This window comes from Pseudomonas turukhanskensis, assembly GCF_027922365.1.
Lineage (GTDB): Bacteria > Pseudomonadota > Gammaproteobacteria > Pseudomonadales > Pseudomonadaceae > Aquipseudomonas > Aquipseudomonas turukhanskensis.
On sequence record NZ_BSFN01000003.1, the window covers coordinates 289043 to 310358 of the forward strand.

The 21316-nt window shown below is 60.3% G+C and carries 19 protein-coding genes and 1 pseudogene; 15 read left to right on the forward strand and 5 right to left on the reverse strand.

Annotation, left to right across the window (positions count from 1 at the left end):
* The gene (locus PKE98_RS07705) at window positions 1–1398 is read left to right on the forward strand and encodes an ATP-binding protein (RefSeq protein ID WP_271194862.1); all 1398 of its coding nucleotides are present in this window, start codon (window positions 1–3) and stop codon (window positions 1396–1398) included.
* A gap of 208 nt (window positions 1399–1606) precedes the next feature.
* On the opposite strand, the gene PKE98_RS07710 is transcribed toward PKE98_RS07705, so the two are convergent.
* Window positions 1607–2980, reverse strand: coding sequence for an APC family permease (locus PKE98_RS07710; RefSeq protein WP_271194682.1), 1374 nt, complete (start codon window positions 2978–2980; stop codon window positions 1607–1609).
* A 157-nt stretch (window positions 2981–3137) separates the two neighbouring features.
* Here PKE98_RS07710 and speE point away from each other — a divergent pair, with 157 nt between their 5' ends.
* The 4 genes from speE (at window position 3138) to PKE98_RS07730 (ending at window position 7636) form a co-directional block, all read left to right on the forward strand.
* Window positions 3138–3998, forward strand: coding sequence for a polyamine aminopropyltransferase (gene speE, locus PKE98_RS07715; RefSeq protein ID WP_271194683.1), 861 nt, complete (start codon window positions 3138–3140; stop codon window positions 3996–3998).
* Window positions 3999–4285: 287 nt separating this feature from the next.
* Window positions 4286–5674: an ATPase domain-containing protein gene (locus PKE98_RS07720; protein ID WP_271194684.1), complete on the forward strand. Its 1389-nt coding sequence runs from the start codon at window positions 4286–4288 to the stop codon at window positions 5672–5674.
* An 80-nt stretch (window positions 5675–5754) separates the two neighbouring features.
* Window positions 5755–6120, forward strand: coding sequence for a response regulator (locus tag PKE98_RS07725; protein WP_271194685.1), 366 nt, complete (start codon window positions 5755–5757; stop codon window positions 6118–6120).
* A gap of 343 nt (window positions 6121–6463) precedes the next feature.
* Entirely contained in the window at window positions 6464–7636 is a 1173-nt protein-coding gene (locus tag PKE98_RS07730; protein WP_271194686.1) for a hydroxymethylglutaryl-CoA reductase, read from the forward strand.
* Between the two features lie 56 nt (window positions 7637–7692).
* Here the strand turns inward: PKE98_RS07730 and PKE98_RS07735 are convergent, their stop codons facing one another.
* The 4 genes and pseudogenes from PKE98_RS07735 to PKE98_RS07745 form a co-directional block, all read right to left on the reverse strand.
* Window positions 7693–8001 carry an alpha/beta fold hydrolase gene (locus PKE98_RS07735; RefSeq protein ID WP_271194864.1) on the reverse strand — a complete coding sequence of 103 codons (309 nt, stop codon included), beginning with the start codon at window positions 7999–8001 and terminating at the stop codon, window positions 7693–7695.
* Between the two features lie 33 nt (window positions 8002–8034).
* Window positions 8035–8496: pseudogene (locus PKE98_RS27045) on the reverse strand (methyl-accepting chemotaxis protein); the annotation flags it as partial.
* A gap of 32 nt (window positions 8497–8528) precedes the next feature.
* Window positions 8529–8699: a hypothetical protein gene (locus tag PKE98_RS27050; RefSeq protein ID WP_373877821.1), complete on the reverse strand. Its 171-nt coding sequence runs from the start codon at window positions 8697–8699 to the stop codon at window positions 8529–8531.
* 108 nt (window positions 8700–8807) lie between these two features.
* A complete protein-coding gene (locus tag PKE98_RS07745) occupies window positions 8808–9719 on the reverse strand; it encodes a LysR family transcriptional regulator (RefSeq protein WP_271194687.1) in 912 nt (303 codons plus the stop codon).
* A gap of 179 nt (window positions 9720–9898) precedes the next feature.
* Here PKE98_RS07745 and PKE98_RS07750 point away from each other — a divergent pair, with 179 nt between their 5' ends.
* The 10 genes from PKE98_RS07750 (at window position 9899) to PKE98_RS07795 (ending at window position 21307) form a co-directional block, all read left to right on the forward strand.
* Window positions 9899–10927, forward strand: coding sequence for an alpha/beta hydrolase (locus PKE98_RS07750; RefSeq protein ID WP_271194688.1), 1029 nt, complete (start codon window positions 9899–9901; stop codon window positions 10925–10927).
* 74 nt (window positions 10928–11001) lie between these two features.
* Complete coding sequence (locus PKE98_RS07755; RefSeq protein ID WP_271194865.1) at window positions 11002–12132, forward strand: MFS transporter; 1131 nt, start codon at window positions 11002–11004, stop codon at window positions 12130–12132.
* A gap of 25 nt (window positions 12133–12157) precedes the next feature.
* Entirely contained in the window at window positions 12158–12631 is a 474-nt protein-coding gene (locus tag PKE98_RS07760; RefSeq protein WP_271194689.1) for a cyclophilin-like fold protein, read from the forward strand.
* Between the two features lie 22 nt (window positions 12632–12653).
* A complete protein-coding gene (locus PKE98_RS07765) occupies window positions 12654–13418 on the forward strand; it encodes a carboxymuconolactone decarboxylase family protein (protein ID WP_271194690.1) in 765 nt (254 codons plus the stop codon).
* A 269-nt stretch (window positions 13419–13687) separates the two neighbouring features.
* Window positions 13688–14170 carry a (2Fe-2S)-binding protein gene (locus tag PKE98_RS07770; protein WP_271194691.1) on the forward strand — a complete coding sequence of 161 codons (483 nt, stop codon included), beginning with the start codon at window positions 13688–13690 and terminating at the stop codon, window positions 14168–14170.
* Complete coding sequence (locus PKE98_RS07775; protein WP_271194692.1) at window positions 14170–16416, forward strand: xanthine dehydrogenase family protein molybdopterin-binding subunit; 2247 nt, start codon at window positions 14170–14172, stop codon at window positions 16414–16416. The genes PKE98_RS07770 and PKE98_RS07775 overlap by 1 nt, the downstream gene beginning before the upstream one ends.
* A gap of 15 nt (window positions 16417–16431) precedes the next feature.
* A complete protein-coding gene (locus PKE98_RS07780) occupies window positions 16432–17778 on the forward strand; it encodes a c-type cytochrome (RefSeq protein WP_271194693.1) in 1347 nt (448 codons plus the stop codon).
* Between the two features lie 15 nt (window positions 17779–17793).
* The gene (locus PKE98_RS07785) at window positions 17794–18813 is read left to right on the forward strand and encodes an XdhC family protein (RefSeq protein WP_271194694.1); all 1020 of its coding nucleotides are present in this window, start codon (window positions 17794–17796) and stop codon (window positions 18811–18813) included.
* Window positions 18814–19173: 360 nt separating this feature from the next.
* A complete protein-coding gene (locus PKE98_RS07790) occupies window positions 19174–19851 on the forward strand; it encodes a thermostable hemolysin (protein ID WP_271194695.1) in 678 nt (225 codons plus the stop codon).
* Complete coding sequence (locus tag PKE98_RS07795; RefSeq protein WP_271194696.1) at window positions 19841–21307, forward strand: AMP-binding protein; 1467 nt, start codon at window positions 19841–19843, stop codon at window positions 21305–21307. Before PKE98_RS07790 ends, PKE98_RS07795 begins: the two co-directional genes overlap by 11 nt.
* Window positions 21308–21316 lie beyond the last annotated feature (9 nt).

A 21316-nucleotide genomic window follows, 5' to 3' on the forward strand; every position in this document is an offset into this window, starting at 1 on the left:
ATGGAGCGCTTCGGCAATCGCCGCATTCTGTTGATCGATGACACCCCGACCATTCATGAAGACTTCCGCAAGATCTTGCGTCCCGACAGCGCAAACGAGGCCCTCGACGCTTTTGAAGCCGAACTGTTTGGAGGCGACGATACACCGCGTGTCAACCCCTTTGAGCTGGACTCTGCATACAGCGGGCAGCAGGGTTTGGCGCTGCTGCAGGATGCGCTGGATCAGGACCAGCCCTACGCCATGGCGTTCGTGGATATGCGTATGCCTGGCGGCTGGGACGGCGTGGAGACCATTGAGCGGCTGTGGAGTGTTGATCCTCGCGTGCAGGTGGTGGTGTGCACCGCGTACTCCGATTACTCCTGGGAAGAGATGCTCACACGCCTGAACGTCGGCGACCGCCTGCTGATCCTGAAAAAGCCGTTCGATAACATTGAAGTGAGCCAGTTGGCGTGCTCGCTCACCGCCAAGTGGGACATGACCCAGCGCTTGCAACTGCAGATGGAGCAACTTGAATTTCAGGTGCAGACGCGAACGCAAGCGCTTAGCGGGGCCAACACAACGCTTCAGCACGAAATCGCCGAGCGCAAGCAATTGGAAAGCCAGCTGGTGCAAAGCGAGAAGCTGGCCTCCATCGGCCAGCTAGCGGCTGGCGTCGCCCATGAGATCAACAACCCGATCGGATTTATCTCGTCTAACCACACGACGCTGGAGCAGTACGTGACCGGTCTGCTCGAACTCATCGCCCTGTATGAGCAGTCGGAAAACGACATTGCCCCAGGCGCGCTGAAAGACAGCCTCGCGGCGCTTCGCGTGCGCCTAGACCTGCCGTTCATTCAGGAAGACATACCGGTGCTGCTCAAAGAGTCACGGGAGGGCATCACCCGCGTGCGGCAGATTATTCAAGACCTGAAAGACTTCTCGCGGGTGGACTCGGAGCAGGAATGGCAATGGGCCGATCTGCATAAAGGCATCGAGTCCACACTCAATATCGTCGCCAGTGAACTCAAATATAAGGCTGATGTAATTCGACACTATGGCGTGCTGCCTGAGGTGAAATGCCTGTCTTCGCAACTCAATCAGGTGGTGATGAATCTGGTGGTGAATGCCGCCCAGGCCATGGGCGAGCAACGCGGGAAAATCGAAATCCGTACGGGCGCCCAAGGCGACAGGGTATGGATAGAGATCAGTGATAACGGTGTGGGTATTCCGAAAGAGGTGATACCGAAGATTTTTGATCCGTTCTTTACCACCAAGCCGTTGGGTAAAGGCACAGGGCTTGGGCTGTCGCTCTCCTACGGCATCGTCAAGAAACATGGCGGATCAATGGGCGTTGAAAGCGAGCCAGGGCAGGGCAGCACTTTTCGTATCGAGCTACCGATTGATGCGTCGAGCGGGTGAGTTCATGGGGGCTTTTGCGAGGCACAGGCAATCACCATCGGCGGCATCGCCGCGGCACTTCACTCGTCGTTTGACCGCATGAACGAGTTCCTGAGCAAACACGCAATTCGCCCTGTGATCGATCAGCCCCATTCGTTAGCCGACGCTCACAAGGCGTTCCTGCACCTGGCCCGCGGCGCCTTCGGCAAAAGTGGTTATCAAGGTCTCCTCAGGACAGGTCTGACTCGACGTTGCCCGGGTCCGCTCGCCGCCAGGTCAGCAGCGCTTGCACCAGCACGCCGAGCAGCAATACGCCGACACCGAGCAACGCGCCATAACCAACGTACATCAGGCTTGACCACAACATGTATAGGCACAGGCCGAAAAACAGCAGCGGCAGAACAGGGTAGAAGGGCACCCGGATCGGGCGCGGCACATCGGGGTGGCGGCGGCGCAGGATGATCAGCGCCAGGCTGCTCAGGGCCAGGAAGAACCAGTACACAGGGGTCATGTACTCGACCATGGCATTGAAGCCGCTATTGCTCAGGCTGCCGAACACCACCAGCAGCAAGCCGGCGGCCCCGGTGGCGACAATGGTCCAGGCCGGAATACCGCGGCTGTCGTCCCAGCGGGCGCGCTCGCGCAGCAGGGGAATGTCACGGGCGGCCGCATAGGTGGTGCGCGGTCCGACGATCAGCATGGCGTTGATTCCGGCAATTGCCGCCACCCCGACGATGCCGACAATGATCGCACCACCCCAGGGGCCGAAGGCATGGTTGAGCAAATCCACCGCGGGTGCATTGCTGGCCGCCAGACCGTTGAAACCCAGCCCCCGTATAAACGCCCAGTTCACCGCCAGGTAGAGCAACGCCAGAAACGTCAGGCTGCCGAGCAGGGCGGTGAACATGCCCTTGCGGCTGTCGCGCAGCTCGGCCGACAGTGTGGCGGCATCGCTCCAGCCACCAAAGGCCAGAAACACGAAAATCAGTGCGCTGGACGAGCCGGCCACGCTGCCCGGTTCGGCATCGGCGCTGGGCAACGCCACGTCGGTTGGCACCGGCACGTTGTTGAAGGCCAGCCACAGGCCGGCGGCGATGATGGCGATAAAACCCAGGGTCATCAGCACGATCAGCCCGGCCTGGGTGATAAAGCCGCTGCGCAGGCCGGTCAGGTTGACCAGCACCAACAGCACCACCAACGCGGCGGCAAACGGGCCGCTGCCAAGCGAACCCAGGGGCACCAGCGACAGAAAATAGTCCGCGAACATAAAGGCCATCAACGCGATCCAGCCGGTGTGCATCACCGCGAAGCGCGACCACGCAAACAGAAACGCCAGGCGCTCGCCATAGGCGGTGCGCAAAAAGTGGTAGTCGCCGCCGCTGTGGGGAAAGGCGGTGGCCATTTCCGCGTAACACAGCGCCCCCACCATCGACAGCACGCCGCCCAGAATCCAGATCGGATACAGGCTCGCTTCGCCAGCATTCAACGCCACGGTGGGGGCAGTTTTGAGGATGTCGGTGGTGATCACCATGCCCAGGGTCACCAGCAAGGCATGCAGGCTGCCCAGGTGACGGCGCGGGCCGGAGGGAAGGGCGGTGGTCATATGGCTGGCTCCAGCCGGCTCTGCGGGGATGGCGGCGAATGCTAGAGCAGCGACTGAATACCACCAAAGAACCAATAACGATTAGGTTATATAAAATGCGCCATTGATAACGAAAGTGACTTTGTTATGGTGCTCGGTCTGCCCAAGGAGCCCCACCATGACCCGCTTTCACGAGACGTTGCACGCGCACTACGGCCAATACTTCGGCGTTGACGAGGTGCTGTTCGAAGGCGGTAGCGACCACCAACGCCTGGTTATTTTCAACAACGCCAGCCTTGGCCGGGTGATGGCACTGGATGGCGTTATCCAGATCACCGAAGCCGATGAACATATCTACAGCGAAATCATCAGCCACGTGCCGCTGTTCGCACACCCGGCGCCGCGGCGTGTACTGATCATCGGGTTTGGCGACGGCACGGTGCAGAGTGAAGTACTCAAACATAGCCAGCTGCAAAAGGTGGTGTCGGTGGAAATCGACGGCGCCGTGGTGCAGCTGTGCCGCGAGTACCTGCCTCGCAACGTCGGCGTGCTCGACGACCCTCGACATCAGTTGGTGATTGCCGACGGCGTGGCCTACATCGAGGAGCGCGGGCCGGGTTTCGATGTGATCATCTGCAACTCCACCGACCCTCAGGGCCCCGGCGCGGTGCTGTTCACGCAGGCCTTCTACCAGGCCTGCCATGCGCGGCTGAACGAAGGTGGCGTGTTGGTTACCCAGAATGGCGTGCCGTTTTTGCAACCCGAGGAGCTGAAAAACAGCGCCGAGCGTTTCGCCCCGCACTTTGCCGACTGGCACTTCTTCCGCGCCGCGATTCCCACCTATGTGGGTGGCGATATGGCCTTCGGCTGGGCCGCACGCGATCACAGCCTGCGCGCCGTTGCCCCGGCCACGTTGCGCCAGCGCTGGCAGGCGGCGGCGATCAGCACCCGTTACTACAACCCCGAGGTGCACCTGGCGGCGTTCGCCCTGCCACAGGCCTGGCTGACGGTGATTGGCAAGGCTGATAACCAAAGCTGAAGCCGGTAATCTGCCGACTTTCGTGGCCGCGTTCGACGGCACACCGCCTGGTGCGCATAGCACACCCCAGGCAAAGCAAACCGCGGCGATGCAAACAAACCCGGGCTTGGGCGGTCTCACATCGGCTTACCGCGTGCTTTGGGCAAACTGCTTCAACGAAGGGCGCGGCGCGTTTGTGGCTCGGTTGGGCGCTGGCAATCTTTTGCCTTTAGCTAGTAAGAAAGGCGTAGACCAGCAACAATGCAGTCCTACACGGCCCCCCGTTATGATCAGCAGAGGATTTTAGTTTGTATCAGTTAGAACGCCTGAAAACTGGAATCGCGGGCTTAGATACGCTACTGAAAGGCGGCCTGGTCTCAGGTGCGTCGTACATTATTCAGGGGCGTCCTGGTTCAGGGAAAACCATTTTGGCGAACCAGATTGGGTTCAACCACGTCCGTAGCGGCGGGCGGGTGCTCTTTGCCACCCTCTTGGCAGAGCCCCATGATCGGCTGTTCAGTTTCCTTTCCACGCTGAGCTTTTTCGACAAAACCCAGATCGGCCAGAACATCCAGTTCGTCAGTGCTTTCGATACCCTCGAAAACGAAGGGCTCGACGAAGTGGTCAAGCTCCTGCGTCGAGAAATCACCAGGCAGAAAGCCACCATCATGATTCTCGATGGTCTTTTGAATGCGCGTTCGAAAGCCGAACTGCCGATCGACACCAAAAAATTTATCTCCGAGCTTCAGGGCCACGCCGCATTTGCCGGTTGCACGGTGCTGTTTCTGACCAGCTCACAGCTGGACGACGGCAGCCCGGAGCACACCATGGTCGATGGTGTAATCGAGATTGGCGAAGAGTCGGTTGGGCCACGAACTGTTCGCCGCATCAAACTCAGAAAAACCCGCGGTAGCGGTGCTTTGTCGGGTGTGCACGAGTTCGAAATCAACGACGACGGCATTGCTGTGTATCCGCGCCTGGAGCGTTTTTTCTCGCGGCCATCGCTCTCCGATAGTGACCAACTGGCTCAGGTCAGCAGCGGCATCAAATCGCTGGACACGGTTATTGGCGGTGGCTTGGCTGCCTCCTCTGTGACCCTGGTCGCCGGTCCGTCCGGCGCCGGCAAAACCTCCCTCGGCATTGAGTTTATCGGCCAGAGCACCCCTGCAGAGCCGGGGTTGTACTTTGGTTTCTATGAGTCGCCGCAACGGGTGCGCCTCAAGGCAAAGGCGCTAGGCCATGATTTCAGTGCCCTGGAGGCCACCGGTGCTTTGCACATCGCATGGAACCCAACGACTGAAGGCCTGGTTGATCGTTTGGGTTACGAACTGCTGGAAAGGGTCGAAAGGCATCAGATCAAGCGTGTATTCATCGATAGCCTGGGCGGAATGGCCCGTGTGTCCGCCGACAAAACACGCGTTCTGGATTTTTTCTCTGCGCTGATGGGCGAGCTTCGCTCCAGAGGCGTCACCGTTCTGGCGACCTGGGAGATACAAAGTTTGCTAGGTAGCCAGATCGATGCGCCGGCCCCGGATCTTTCCAGCCTTGTCGATAACCTGCTGCTGGTCCGCTTTGAGCAAAAAGGATCTGAACTTCAGCGTCAGCTATCCATTCTGAAAATAAGAGATAGCGCGTTTGACCCCTCATTGTTGGAAGTTGTCATGGGTGGCCACGGAATATCAGTGAAGAAGGTCTGAGGTATGCGCTGGGCGAAAAAAATAAACGGCAGGACAACGGCGTCCTTGCTGGCACAGTTGCTTTGCTTGGCATTCATCTTATGAGCACAGTGCTGATTGTCGACGACGAGTATTTGGTCGCGGATATTTTAAGTTTCGCCCTTGAAGACGAGGGCATCCTCACGGTCACAGCGGGGCGCGGGCAGAAGGCGTTGGAGATTCTTGATCGGGAACGGCCCGATCTGATCATCACTGACTTCATGATGCCCGGCATGACCGGCATCGAGTTCGCCGAAGCGGTACGTGCACGCGAAGCGCACCGCACTACGCCGATCATGTTGATGAGCGGCGCTCACGCATATCTTGGCGCAAACCGCTCGGATTTGTTTATCGAGGTGCTGGAAAAACCCTTCGAGATCACGGCGTTCATCGACAAGGTGAAGGCTGTATTGAAACTCGATAGTTAACGAACTCCCGGTCTTCTCGGGAGGCCACTCGTTGGCACTGCTGCTTCGCTGCGCGCACCGCGCTGCGCACATCATCATCGCTCGCGGCACAAGCCGCTCCCCCAGCATTGCCGTTGCTTTCTAGTGCCGGTTAAGCCGCGTTTTTTTACTATCGAGATGATATCCAGGGCTTTTTCCGAGGCATCAGCCGGGGCAGGGCGCCGCACTCACGTTGACGTGTTGGATCACTACATTGGCGCAGTCGGGCAAGCCGGCGAGCGTTTCGCTGGGCACACTCGGGGCACGGATTTTCACCTAGGCTGAACCGACCAAGCCAAATCCCCCGAAGCAGCAGGAGAGCACGATGTCCAGAGGCGCCCCCATTCCCCGTAATACGTCCAACGACTACAGCGCCGAGCAAGCCGGCGTGCGCCGCGACTTTATCAAAGCGCAAACCGGCGCCTCGCTGGATACGGTGGGTAAGTACGCCATCGACCCCGAGGTCACCCGCGGCAACATCGAAAACTTTATCGGCGTGGTGCAAATGCCCCTCGGCCTGGCCGGCCCCATCCGCATCGAAGGCGAGCATGCCCAAGGCGACTTCTACATTCCCATGGCCACCACCGAAGGCACCTTGCTCGCCAGCTACAGCCGTGGCATGCGCGCCATCAGCGCCTCGGGCGGGGTGAAAACCACCGTGGTCAAACACTCCATGCAGCGTGCGCCGGTGTTTATGTTTAGCGATGCCTTGCAGGCCCGCGAATTCGGCGCCTGGCTGGTGCGCGAGTTCGAAACCATCAAGGCCGTAAGCGAAACCACCACCCGCAGCGGCAAGTTGTTCGAGATCGAGCAGTACCCGGTGGCGAACATGCTCTACACCCGTTTCTGCTACACCACTGGCGATGCGGCCGGACAGAACATGACCAGCAAAGCCACCTACGCCGCCTGTGAATGGATCAAGGCCAACTACCCCACGCAGCCGCGCTACATTTTGTCTGGTGCCATCGACACCGACAAAAAACACTCGGCCATGAACATGATTCAAACCCGCGGCAAACGGGTCATCGCCGAGTTCACCCTCAAGCGCGAAGTGGCCCACGAACTGCTGCGCGTAGACCCGGCCAACCTCTACCGCTACCGGCAAATCGCCGCCGTCGGCGCCATTCAGGCCGGCGCCGCCTACAGCGGTGCCCACTCGGCCAACGGCCTGGCCGCCATGTTTATCGCCACCGGCCAGGACGCCGCCAACGTCGCCGAATCCCATGGCGGCATCACCTACGGGCAACTGCTCGACAACGGCGACTACTACTGGTCCGTGACCCTGCCTGCCGTCATCTGCGCCACCCACGGCGGCGGCACCGGCTTGCCGACGCAGCGCGAATGCCTGGAAATGCTCGGCTGTTACGGCGACGGCAAGGCCGACAAACTGGCGGAGATTATTGCGGCCGTGGTGCTGGCCGGGGATGTGTCGCTGACCTCGGCCATTCTGGCGGGTGATTGGGTCAGCAGCCATGAGGCGTTGGGGCGTAATCGCTGAGGGTAGGGCTTAGACAGACGCCAAAAAAAAGCCCCGCTTACGCAGGGCTTTTTTCATTACTTTTTCTTGAGAAACGCTAACAGGTCCTGATTCAACCGCTCTTTGTGCGTGTCCGCCAGGCCATGCGGTGCACCTGGGTAGACAATCAACTCGGCGTTTTTGATCAGCTTCGCTGCCGCATGTGCCGAGGCATCGATGGGCACGATCTGGTCCGCGTCGCCATGGACGATCAGGGTCGGCACGTCGAACTTGGCCAGGTCACCGCGGAAGTCGGTCGCCGAAAACGCGGCGATGGAATCGTAGGTGTTCTTGTGGCCCGCTTGCATGCCTTGCGCCCAGAAGGAGTCGATCAGGCCTTGCGACACTTTGGCGCCTTCGCGGTTGAAGCCGAAGAAGGGGTTCAAGCTGACGGCCAGGGTCGACAGTTCCTGGCTCGCTGCGCTGGTCTGGTTGGCGCCGGCAGAGGTTTGCACGCTCAAGTCACGGATGTTCACCAGGTTGCGGTCAACCTCACGGGCCACCTGCGCTTGCTCTTCCGAGGCGCTGGCGATAACCAGGTTTCGCTCACTGATCTGGCTGATCGCGTCGGTGATGCGCTGTAGCGCTTCGCCGGCGCCGTGGGCGATATCCAGGGTTTGGCGGGCGCGCTGGGTGCTGGCCTCCATCGCGTTCATGGCACCGGCGGAGCCTTTCTGGATGGTGCCTATCATCTGCTCGATTTCCTGCGTTGAGGTTTGCGTGCGGTGTGCCAGCGCTCGGACTTCGTCGGCCACCACGGCAAACCCTCGCCCGGCTTCACCCGCCTGTGCGGCTTCGATGGCCGCGTTCAGTGCCAGCAGGTTGGTTTGCTCGGCGATGGCGCGGATCACATCGAGCACCTTGCTGATATTGCTCACGCCATCGCCCAGGGTTTGACTTCCTCGGACGTGCGCGTGACGTCGTTGGAAAGCAGGCGGATGGACTCGACAGTCTGGCTCACCTGCTGCTGTCCGTGTTTGGCCGTCTGGGTCGATTCTTCGGAGACTTCGAAGGTGGCCACGGCATTGCTTGCCACCTCATCCACGGCCGCCGTCATTTCGTTCACCGCCGTGGCCGCCTGGTCGATTTCGGTGCTCTGCTGATGCAGGCCGCAACCGACCCCGCGGTCACTTGCTAACGCCGGCTCCAGCCTTTAGTCAGGCCGGGGTGGCAGCCGGTCGATGCGCAAGGCATCAACGACCAACGAAAATGCCGGGGAAGGTTGCCGGCGACTGGGGTAGTAGAGGTGAAAGCCGGAGAAAGGCTCGCACCACTCTTCCAGCACCCGGATAAGACGGCCATCGGCGAGTTGCACGGCAAACTCGTCCTCGGGCAGGTAAGCAATGCCCAGCCCACTCGTGGCTGCATCGGCGATGTGGGTGGTGGAGTTGAAAACCAGTTGACCATCTACTCGCACTTTCAGCTTTTTGCCCTGGCGCTCGAACTCCCACGCGTCCACGCCATCGTAGGTGGGGAATCGAATGTCGATGCAGCGGTGCGCGGCCAGATCACGTGGGTGTTCTGGGATGGGGTTCTGGGCAAAGTAGCTCGGCGCTGCCACAACGGCCATTCGTATGGGAGGGCCAATGGGCACGGCAATCATGTCCTGGGCCACCGTGTCGCTAAAGCGCACGCCGGCATCGAAGCGGTCGGCGACGATATCGCGAAAACCATAGTTGATATCGAATTCCAGCTTGATATCCGGGTACTGCAGCAGCAGCAACGTCAGCTTGGGCAACAGTGTGGTCTTGATGATGTTGTCACCGCAGGTGATCCGCACCGTACCGGCAGGCTTGTCACGCAGCTCGGTCAATGCTTCCACCTCTGCTTCGATTTCATCGAAGCGATGACCCACCGCCTCTAGCAGACGCTCACCCGCCGCCGTCAGGGAAACGCTACGCGTGGTACGGGTGAGTAAGCGAATTTTCAGGCGCGCCTCCAGGCCTGAAACCACCTGACTGACAGCGGATTGGGTAACCCCCAATTGCACTGCTGCGCGCGTAAAGCTGCCCACACGCGCGACGGTCACAAACGCCAGAAGGTCATTGAAGTTGTGTTTGGCCATCGCGTTAACCCTCGGGCTATTGATTAGGTTTAGTTATATCCGCATTAAGCACTCATTAGCTAATCAAAGCCTGATTATTCCGCAACACTACCCACCATCACCGTTCATCTCCATGACGAGGGCGAGCTTCGCGTTAACCGCCGCCGCCATTGTCACCTTTCTTCTGAAAAGGACACCCTGTGAAAAAACTCTTCGTGATGCTTGGGTTTTTAGTCAGTTCATTCACCGCCTTAGGAGCCGATATGTCCCACGGTGCAGACAATTTTTTCAAAAGCGACAAAGTGACCGTGCAAAAGGTCAGCTTCAAAAATCAATATCAGCTCAATGTGGTTGGCAACCTGTTTATCCCTAAAGGGCTGGATAACGCCACCCGCAGCCCGGCCATTATCGTCGGCCACCCCATGGGCGCGGTAAAAGAGCAGAGTTCCAATCTGTATGCGCAAAAGCTAGCGGAGCAGGGTTTCGTTACCTTGGCGCTGGATTTGTCGTTCTGGGGCGAAAGCGAAGGCCAGCCACGTAATGCAGTGCTGCCCGATATGTATGCCGAAGACTTCAGCGCCGCTGTGGATTACCTCGGCACGCGGGTCTTTATCGACCGCCAGCGCATCGGCGTGCTGGGCATCTGCGGCAGCGGCAGCTTTGTGATCAGCGCGGCCAAGATCGACCCGCGCATGAAAGCCATCGCCACCGTCAGCATGTATGACATGGGCGCCGCCAACCGTGACGGCCTCAAGCATTCGCAAAGCCTTGAACAGCGCAAGCAGGTCATCGCAGCGGCCGCTGAGCAGCGCTATGTGGAGTTCGCGGGCGGCGAAATCGAATACACCGGCGGCACAGTGCAAACACTCACTGCCGACACCCACCCCATCCAGCGTGAGTTCTTTGATTTCTATCGCACCCCGCGTGGCGAATTCACCCCGGCCAGTTCCCCGCCGCAACAGACCACCCGCCCGACGCTGGCCAGCAATACCAAGTTCATGAACTTCTATCCGTTCGTGGATATCGAGAGCATTTCGCCACGGCCAATGTTGTTTATCGCTGGTGAAAACGCGCACTCCCGCGAGTTCAGCGAAGAGGCGTTTCGCCTTGCTGGGGAGCCGAAAGAATTGGTGATTGTGCCCAACGCAGGCCATGTCGATCTGTACGACCGCGTCGAGCTGATTCCCTTCGCCAAGCTGACCCAGTTCTTTCAGGACCACCTGAAGTGACCGCCGACGTTCACGCGCACGCCACCACCCCAGTGACCGGTACGCGTACCGCTCACTGGGGTGGTGTTTATGCCATGACGTTATGCGTGTTCGCGCTGATCGCCTCGGAGTTCATGCCCGTTAGCCTGCTGACGCCATTGGCAAACGACCTGCGGGTTAGCCAAGGCATGGCCGGTCAGGGGCTTGCCATCTCTGGTGCGTTTGCGGTGTTAGCCAGCCTGTCGATCAGTTGGGTCGCCGGCAGCGTAAACAGAAAGACGTTGCTGCTGGCGCTAACCGGTTTGATGGCCCTGTCGGGCGCCATTGTGGCGCTTGCCCCGAATTACCTGATCTACATGATTGGACGCGCCCTGATTGGCGTAGTGATTGGCGGCTTCTGGTCGATGTCAGCAGCCACTGCGATGCGCCTGGTGTCGGCCACACAGGTGCCAAGAGCGCTGGCTGTTTTCAACAGCGGCAACGCCCTGGCGACGGTGGCGGCAGCCCCGCTGGGCAGTTATCTGGGCTCAATTGTGGGGTGGCGTGGCGCATTTTTGTGCCTGGTTCCGGTGGCGTTAATTGCGCTGGTCTGGCAGTGGATAAGCCTACCCAGCATGGCCACGCAGAAGCGCGGGCCAGGCACCGGTAATGTGTTCAACCTCCTAAAAAACCGCACGGTGGCGCTGGGCATGGCCGCCGCTGGCTTGTTTTTTATGGGCCAGTTTGCGCTGTTCACCTACCTGCGCCCGTTTCTGGAAACGGTCACCCACGTGAACGTGCCGACCCTTTCTCTGCTGCTATTGGTGATAGGCATCGCTGGGTTTTGCGGCACCACGCTGATCGGTGCCGTCCTCAAACGCAACCTCTACGGCACCTTAAGCATCATCTCGGTGCTGATGGCGGTGATTGCGCTGGCGCTGATTCCTGCGGGCACCTGGGTTATCGCTGTAGCGATATTGCTCGGACTCTGGGGCTTTATTGCAACCGCCGCGCCCGTGGGCTGGTGGAGCTGGATTGCCCACGCCATGCCGGAGCACGCCGAGGCAGGCGGAGGCCTGATGGTAGCAATTGTTCAATTGGCTATCGCCGTGGGCTCCACGGTCGGCGGCGTACTGTTTGACGCGCAGGGCTACCAGAGCACGTTTATCGCCAGCGCAGCGGTGCTGATGCTTGCCGCACTGTTGATCTTTTTAACCTCGCGTTCGCCAGCACCGCACACCCAGTGAACCCTTTCGTCCATGGAGCAAGGCCATGTATATCGATCATTCCCCTCGATGGAAGGACCTCTGGTTGGCGGTCTGTATGCCATTTGCCCTCTCGGCTTTCCCCCTCGCTGCTGCGACCACCAGCGACGCCCCGTCAACAGGCATGGAGAACACCACGATGTGGATGACCGTAGGCCAACAGCGCTTCGCCATTACCCTCGAAGACAACCCGACCACTCGGGAGCTTACCGCCCGTTTACCGCTCACTCTGGACATGAGCGACCTGAACGACAACGAAAAGCACGTCACCTTGCAGCGTCCATTGCCCACTCAAACGTATCGGCCTGGAACCATCCATAAAGGCGATTTCCTCCTGTATGGCGCCGACTCCTTGGTGGTCTTTTATAAAACCTTCAACTCGTCTTACACCTATACCCGTCTTGGTCGTATCGACAACCCAGCGGGTCTTTCTCAGGCGCTGGGCCGCGACGATGTTCGGGTGACGTTTTCTGCGCATTAAGCGCCAGGTGGAGAACTGATCCATGAACGGTACCAAGCCAAGTCAGCGCAGCCAGGTGCGGTTGGGGGCACTGGTCAGCTTCGTCATCCTGACCAGTTTCGCGTACGCCCAGGTTTGCCCAGCCAGTACTTCCCCTGAATTGGAGACGCAGACAGTGAGTGAGCAAATGTTAACCGCCAAACAACAGACCATTGCCCCTATCGGCGCCGCCATGGCGGTCGGCGATATGCCCCGTTTGCGCGACGCGCTCAATCGTGGTCTCGATGCCGGGCTGACAATTAGCGAGAGCAAGGAAATCCTGGTTCAGCTCTATGCCTATGCCGGATTTCCGCGCAGCCTCAATGCGCTGTCACTGCTGATGAGCGTGCTGCAGGAGCGCGAAGCACGAGGCATTTACGACGAACCGGGGCGCGAACCAGGTCCAGTGCCGTCGGGGCACGCCTTGCTCGATCTGGGCACCGATAATCAAACCCGCCTGGTGGGCGCGCCAGTCTCAGGGCCGCTGTTTGTGTTTGCCCCTGCTATTGACCAGTTTCTAAAGGGCCACCTGTTCGGCGATATCTTCGCCCGCGACAACCTTGATTGGGTCGCCCGCGAACTGGCCACCATTGGGGCACTTGCCGCACTGTCTGGTGTGGAGTCGCAGTTGGAGGCGCACCTGAAGATAGGCAAGAACGTGGGCCTCACGGCGCAGCAATTGAACCAAGTGGCCAGTGAGCTGGAAGCGCGCGGCGCGCCCGAGCCGGCCAAGCGTCTCCAGGCGGCCTTGAAAAAGCTCGAGGGCTGAGTCACCCCTGGCGCACTGCGACAGGATTAGGCAAGGCAGACGGAGAATTGCGCTAACACTGCCTCTTTCTACCCGCTGAGGATAACGGCAAAGCTGTGCGTCGACCTGCACCTGCTGAGGCGGGCGATTGATCAGCGTGGCTTATAACGGCTATCTCAGCCGCAAAGCACTGAGCTCAAGCGCTCAGTGCTAAGGTCCTAAAGCGAACAGGCCGGCACTCGAATGCCAATGCCTTTAAAAAGACTAATCCCCGTTAAAGCAGGTGAGCCATGGAACTGCGAATAAACCAAAAAACCTATCAGGTCGATGCCGAGGCGGACACGCCGCTGCTCTGGGTTATCCGCGACGACCTGGGGCTGACCGGTACGAAGTACGGGTGCGGTCTGGCCCAATGCGGCGCCTGCTCGGTACTTGTTGACGGCAATGTGGTGCGCTCATGCGTGACCCCAGTAGCCGGCGTGGTCGGCCGGGAGGTCACCACGATTGAGGCGATAGAAGTCGACGAAGTTGGCAAGCGCGTAGTGGCGGCGTGGGTTGAATATCAAGTCGCCCAATGCGGCTATTGCCAGTCTGGCCAAGTCATGGCGGCGACCGCGTTGCTTAAGCGCACCCCGAAGCCCAACGATGCGCAAATCGCGGCGGCGATGGTCAATCTGTGCCGCTGCGGCACGTACAACGCCATCAATGCGGCCGTCCACGAGCTGGCAACCGATGTTGCCACCTTAGCGGCGCCTGCCGGGGAGATAGTCTGATGAGTACGCCCATTGATAGCGCCCTGGGTGAGCCCATCAATCTATCGCGCCGTCGCTTTCTAGTGGCTTCTGCCGGCACGGCGGTTGGCGCGTTGGTGCTTGGTTTTGGTGTGCCGCTGGGTTCTGCACGCATGCAGGCGATTGCGGCCGAGCGCCAAGCGGCCGGCACCCAAGTGAGCGCTTTTCTTGAGATCCGCCCGGATAACACCATCCGCCTGCTATGCCCCTTTATTGAGGGCGGTCAGGGTACCTACACCGCCATGGCACAAATCGTCGGCGAGGAACTGGACGCCGATCCCTCGACCTTTGTAGTCGATAGCGCGCCGCCCGGCGAAGCCTATGTGGTGATGGAAAATGGCCTGCGCATTACCGGCGGCAGCATGTCGGTGCGCATGAGTTATCCCACCATGCGCCGGCTTGGCGCATTGGCCCGCGCGATGTTGTTGCAGGCTGCCAGCGCACGTTTAAATGTGCCTGTGTCTGAACTGACCACCGAGCCCAGCCACGTGCTGCATGTAGCGTCGGGACGCTCGTTAAGCTACGGCGAATTGGCGGGCCTTGCGTTGGACCTGGCAGTGCCCGCTATCGACAGCATCACGCTGCGTGACCCCAGCCAATTCCGCTGGATCGGCAAGCCGGTGCGCCGCCTGGACAGTTACGACAAGTCCACCGGCAAAGCGCTATACACCATCGATTTGCAGGTAGACGGCATGCTCCACGCCGCCGTGCAGCATGCGCCACGCCTGGGCATGACGGTGGGCGAGCTGCGCAACGAAGCGCAGGTCAAGGCGATGAAGGGGGTCCACTCGGTGCACCGTTTGCCCGGCGCTGTGGCGGTGGTCGCCGAGCGCTGGTGGCATGCCAAGCGTGCGGTCGAAGCTATCCAAGTGCAGTGGCAGGAACCGTCCTCGGACTCCCCGTTACGTATCATGCCAGCCGACTTTTCCAGCGTGGCGTTTCGTGAGCGCCTGGCAAATGAGCCAGGGCCAGGGCGTGATGCCGAGGTGGAAGGCGACTTCGCTGGCACGCTGGCAAAAGCGAAGACGCCCGTTGAAGCCACCTACCACAACCAGTACGTCAACCATGCGCAGCTCGAACCCCCTTCAGCATTGGCGCGCTTCAATCCCGATGGCGGGTTGGAAATCTGGTTGCCTAACCAGGCGCAGGACTTTTTCCTGGCGGACATCGCGAAACGTACCGGCCTGGATCCCTCCAGGATCACGCTGCATACACCGTTGCTCGGCGGCTTTTTCGGTCGGCACTTCCTGTACGACACTGCCAACCCGTACCCGCAGGCCATCGAATTGGCCAAGGCAGTCGGCCGTCCGATCAAGCTGATTTGGAGCCGCGAGGAGGAGTTTCTGCGTGACCCGCTGCGCCCCATGGCGGTGGTCAAGTTTCGCGCCGCGCTCGATGCCAACGGGTTGCCCGTCGCCATCGAAGCGGTTAGCGCCACCGAAGGGCCAACCGAGGGCCTGGCCGGCAAACAAGGTGAGAAGCTTGACCCGTCGGCCCTTGAAGGGTTGACCGACAAGGCCTACGCAATTGCGCATCGGCGCATTGCCCAGATCTACGTCAAGGGCCCGGTCATGCTTGGCTACTGGCGCTCAGTGGGTAACTCGCTCAACGATTTTTTCTACGAGGCGTTCCTCGATGAGCTGGCCGACAAGGGCGGTCATGATCCCTATGAGCTGCGTCTGCATTTGTTGCAAGGCAACGCGCGGTTAACCCATCTGCTGCAGTCCGTTGCTGAACTATCCGGTGGCTGGAAGCGTGGGCCGTTCACCGCTGAAGATGGTTCACGGCGCGCACGCGGTGTGGCCATGGCCTCGCCGTTTGGAACCGAGACAGCGGTGGTCGCCGAGGTCTCGATTGAAAATGGGCAGGTCAAGGTTCATGACATTTGGCAGGCGATAGACCCTGGCAGCATCGTCAACCCCGCCATCGTTGAGGCGCAGGTTAATGGTGCGGTGGCGCTGGGGTTGTCCCAGGCGTTAGTCGAAGAGGCGGTGTACGTCGACGGCAAACCGCGCGCACGTAACTACGATCTCTACCCCATCTTGCCGCCCGCCCGCATGGCGCGGGTACACGTCAAAGTGATCGAGAGCGGCGCCAAGATGGGCGGCATTGGTGAGCCACCGCTTCCGGCTGTTGCGCCAGCGGTGGCTAATGCGGTGTCCAGACTGACCGGCCAGCGCATTCGCAGCATGCCGTTCTCCAGCTACACCTTTAGCCAACCGACCTGACGGGAAGATGTGTCCATGAGCAAACGGCATTACGCAAAAGCGGCCGGCACACTGGCATTGGTCGGTCTGGTCGTGTTGGTCCTGTTGGTTTGGTATGGCACTAGGGTACCGGCTTCAGCGCTCGACGCTGCAGGCAGCGTGGCTCCAGGCGACGCTGCGCTGATTCAGCGCGGCGAATACGTGGCTCGCGCCAGTGACTGCGTGGCCTGTCACAGCCTGCCCGACAGCCCTGCATTCGCCGGCGGGCTAAAAATGGCGACGCCATTGGGGGCTATTTATGCGACCAACATTACCCCCGACGTAACAGCAGGCATTGGCGGCTACAGCCTGGCTGACTTCGACCGTGCCATTCGCCACGGCGTGGCGCCTGAGGGACGCCGGCTCTATCCGGCGATGCCTTATCCGTCGTACGCCAAACTGAGCGACGAAGACATCCGCGCGCTGTATGCATTCTTTATGCAAGGCGTCAGTCCAGTGGCGGCAGCCAACAAACCGAGTGAAATACCCTGGCCGCTCAACGTGCGCTGGCCCATTGCGTTATGGAATACGCTGTTTACACAGCCCGAGCCCTTCGCTCAGCAGACGACGCAAGACGCCGTGTGGAACCGTGGTGCTTACCTGGTGCAGGGCGCAGGCCACTGTGGCAGTTGCCATACGCCGCGTGGTCTGGCGTTCAACGAAAAAGCTTTGAATGACAGCGGTGAGCAATTCCTGGCTGGCGCTCTGTTGGACGGCTGGTATGCGCCGAGCTTGCGCAACGACCCAAACACAGGGCTGGGGCGCTGGAGCGAGGCAGATATTGCACAGTTCCTAAAAACGGGGCGTAACCAACATGCGGTGGTGTTTGGTTCGATGACCGAAGCGTTCAACAACTCCACGCAATTCTTGACTGACGCCGACCTCGCTGCCATCGCTCGCTACCTCAAGTCCTTACCGGGCGATCCCCAGCGCGATGGCCCGCCCTGGCAATACCAGGCGGCTGAGGCTTCGGTATTTGTCAGCGCCGGTGGGCACCTCTACGAAACCCGTTGCGCCTCCTGTCATGGGCTGGATGGCAAGGGCCAGGCGCCGTGGATGCCGCCCTTGGCGGGCGCCACTTCGGCAATGACAGCTGCAGCTGAATCGGCCATCAACATCAGCCTTAACGGTTCGTTGCGGGTAGTTGCCGCCGGGGTCCCGGACGCTTACCGGATGCCCGCCTTTCGCGAACAACTCTCGGACCTGGAGATTGCCCAGGTGCTGTCGTTTGTCCGCGCGACCTGGGGTAATCAAGGGGGCGAAGTGGACGCGAAGGCTGTCGCCACCCTGCGAGCGCATACCGACCCGGCCAGCCCTACGCCGATTCTCTTGCACATGCGATAAGCCGCTGGAGGCTGGATGGAAAGCATTGATCTTTTAGTGCTGCGCACCGCCCGCGATTGGCTTGCGGCGGGTGACCGCGTGCTGCTGGTCACCGTGGCGCGAACCTGGGGTTCGTCACCTAGGCCAGTGGGCTCGATGATGGCGTTGCGTAACGATGGGCGTGTGGTGGGCAGCGTTTCCGGTGGCTGCATCGAAGATGACCTTATCCACCACTACACCACGGCTTATGGTGCCGCAGGCTTGCCTGAACGGTTGCCGGATGTGGTTCGCTACGGTGTGAGCGCGGACGAAGCGCATCGCTTTGGTCTGCCTTGCGGCGGCACGCTAGAACTGGTCCTTGAGTTTATACCCGCCTTAGAGAGCCTTGACCCTTTACTGGCGAGCCTCGATGCGGGCCAATTGGTACGGCGCGAACTGGATCTGCACACAGGGCAGGTCACTCTGCACAACACCGCTGCGCCGGATCAATTCGCCTTTGACGGCCAACACATGAGCAATACCTTGGGGCCGGGGTATCGCATGCTACTGATCGGCGCCGGCGCATTGGCCGAATACGTGGCCGTGATGGCGCAGTTCAACGGCTTTCAGGTCAGCATCTGTGATCCTCGGCCGCAATACCTGAAAACCTGGAGTGTGCCGGGTGTAGTTCGAATCCAGCAGATGCCGGACGACGTAGTCCGAGCCTTTGCGCCTGACGTGCGCACCTGCATCATCGCCCTCAGCCATGACCCCAAGCTAGACGACCTGGCGTTGCTGGAAGCATTGCAAGGGCCCGCTTTCTACATCGGAGCCATTGGTTCGCGACGCAACAGCCAGAACCGACGCGATAGGCTGATTGAGCACTTTGGGCAGACGCAAGAATCGCTGGAGCGCCTGCATGGGCCAATCGGTATCTACATCGGCAGCAAGACGCCGCCGGAGATCGCCGTCAGTGTGATGGCCGAAGTGCTTGCGGCGAAGAATGCAGTCGCACTGCCTAGTGAGTTCTCCATATCCCAAGCCAAGAAAATCAGAGAAGTCCAGCGCTGCGCATAAACCCCGTGCGAAGTGCGCTGCTTTTCACTAGCGCAGGGCTTGCGGCGCGACAACATCCTGAAGAATACCTGGGTCGTTAACCGTTAGGCGCTGCACTGCCGCGGGATGCGTTTACAAAACGGATCTGGCACCCGTATCTCCTGTGAGTAGCAGCAGATCGGGTCAGAACCGGCGATGGATGCGCTCCGGCACATTCGGTGTGGAACAACCGATGCAACTCGCAAAGTGCGCGAGTCGAGACAAGGGAAGATAAATCTGTCTGTTTAATTGCGCTTGCGCAGCGTAATCAGCGTGCTTCAGATTTCATTAAGCTTCACTGTCGATAGTGCCTCCATCGCCTAACCGCTGGAGGGAATGTCGATGATTGATGCCAAGTGGAATACCGCCTTTCCATTGCGATTTGGCCCGGATGCGCAGCGCCCGTTGGCGCTCTCGCTCACCCTCAAGGACGACCTTCAACGCCCGGCAGTGGAAGCCTTTATTCAGGATCGTTTCGCCACTGTCCATCAGGCAGACGTCCACCACTTTATGCCCGAGCTGCTGGCCCTGCGTGATCGTCAGCATCAACTCAGCGCTGCCGTAGGCGCGCGCATCGCCAGTGCCGGGCCGCTGTTTGTCGAACAGTATTTGCCCAGTGCTGTGGAGCAGGTGGTGTCGCGGTTGGCGGGCAAGCCCGTGGAGCGTGGCCATATTGTGGAGGTCGGTAACCTGGCGGCGCGCAATGCTGGCAGTGCCCGGCTCATTATTGTCGCCATGACCTGGCTGTTGGCCCGCCATGGTCTGGAATGGGTGGTGTTCACCGGCGCCGCCACGCTGATCAACAGCTTCCAGCGCCTGGGCCTGGAACCGCTGCTGTTGTGCGAGGCCGACCCGGAAAAATTGGGCGGCGAGCAACAGGCCTGGGGCCGTTATTACGCCCAACACCCGAATGTGTTCGCCGGCAATATCCGCTTGGGTCTGGAACAACTGGAGATCAGCGGGGTGCTCGCGCGCCTGGGTTTTCCGTTTTTTGAACGGAGCCGCTGTCATGCCGCATGAATTGGCCGCCCTGCGCGAAGCCTTGCAAGGGCATGCGCTACAAGACCGTCAGGGTGTCGCCCTGCGCGGGGAAACCAGCCGTTACAGCTACCACGACCTGTGGGCGCAGGTTGAGCAGCGCCGCGCTTTGCTTGAGGCCCATCAGGGCCAGGTGTTCGCCTTGGTGATGGAGAACAGTCCGGAGGCTGTGCTATGGGATCTGGCGGCCCTGTTCGCCGGCTTGCCTTGCGTCACCTTGCCGCCGTTTTTCACTCACGCTCAACGCCTGCATTGCTTTGACCAAAGCCAGGTGGACATCGCCGTGGCGGACGCGGCAATGGCGCCCGGAATGCGTGAAGCCGGGTTTTATCAGGAAGGTGCGTTTTGGCGCCGTAAGGCCAATGGTGACGTACGTATTCCCGCCGGCACAGCAAAAATCACCTACACCTCTGGCACCACGGGCACGCCTAAAGGTGTATGCCTCAGCGCTGCGGCCTTGCTGCGGGTGACTCAGGAGTTGGCCAACGCCAGCCGCTCGGCGGCGCCGGAGAAGTACCTGGCGGTTCTGCCGCTGGCGGTGCTGCTGGAGAATTTGGGTATTTATGCAGCCTTGTGGGTGGGGGCCAGCGTGACGGTGCCGTCGCAAAAGAGCATGGGCATTGACGGGGCAACGGGTGTTGATTGGGCGCGCTTACTGGCCAGCGTGGCCATGAGCGGTGCGCACAGTTTGATTCTGGTGCCGCAGTTGTTGCAGGGGCTGGTCACCGCGTTGGAGCGCAAGCTGCTCACTGTCCACCAGTTTCGCTTTGTTGCCGTCGGCGGCGGGCGGGTAAGCCTGGATCTGCTGGAGCGCGCTGCCAAGGTCAACCTGCCGGTTTACCAGGGCTACGGCTTGTCCGAATGCGCCTCGGTGGTGTGCCTTAATCAGCCGGAACACAACCGCCTCGGCAGCGTAGGCAAACCGTTGCCCCATGTGACGGTGCGCCTGGGTGAAGACGGTGAAGTGCTGGTCAAGGGCTCGGCCTTGCTGGGTTACCTGGGCGATGAGCCGTATCAGCAAACGTGGCTGGCCACCGGTGATATCGGCGAGTTTGATGCCGACGGTTACCTGTATCTCAAGGGCCGTAAAAAGCACCAGTTCATCACCAGCTTTGGCCGCAACGTCAACCCCGACTGGGTGGAGGCGGAGTTGACCCAACGCGGCACCATCGCCCAGGCCTTTGTCCATGGCGAGGGCCTGAACCGCAACCTGGCCCTGCTGTGGCCGCTGGACCCAACGGCCAGCGATGAAACCCTGGCCGGCACCGTGGCCCAGGCCAACGCCCAGTTGCCCGACTACGCCCAGGTGCATGCCTGGAAACGATTGCCAGAACCCTTTAGCCCCGCCAACGGCTTGCTGACCAGCAATGGCCGACTGCGGCGCGAAGCCATTTTGTCGCGCTATCGCGACACCCTTTCAGAACTCGTCAGTGAATGAGGAAACGAT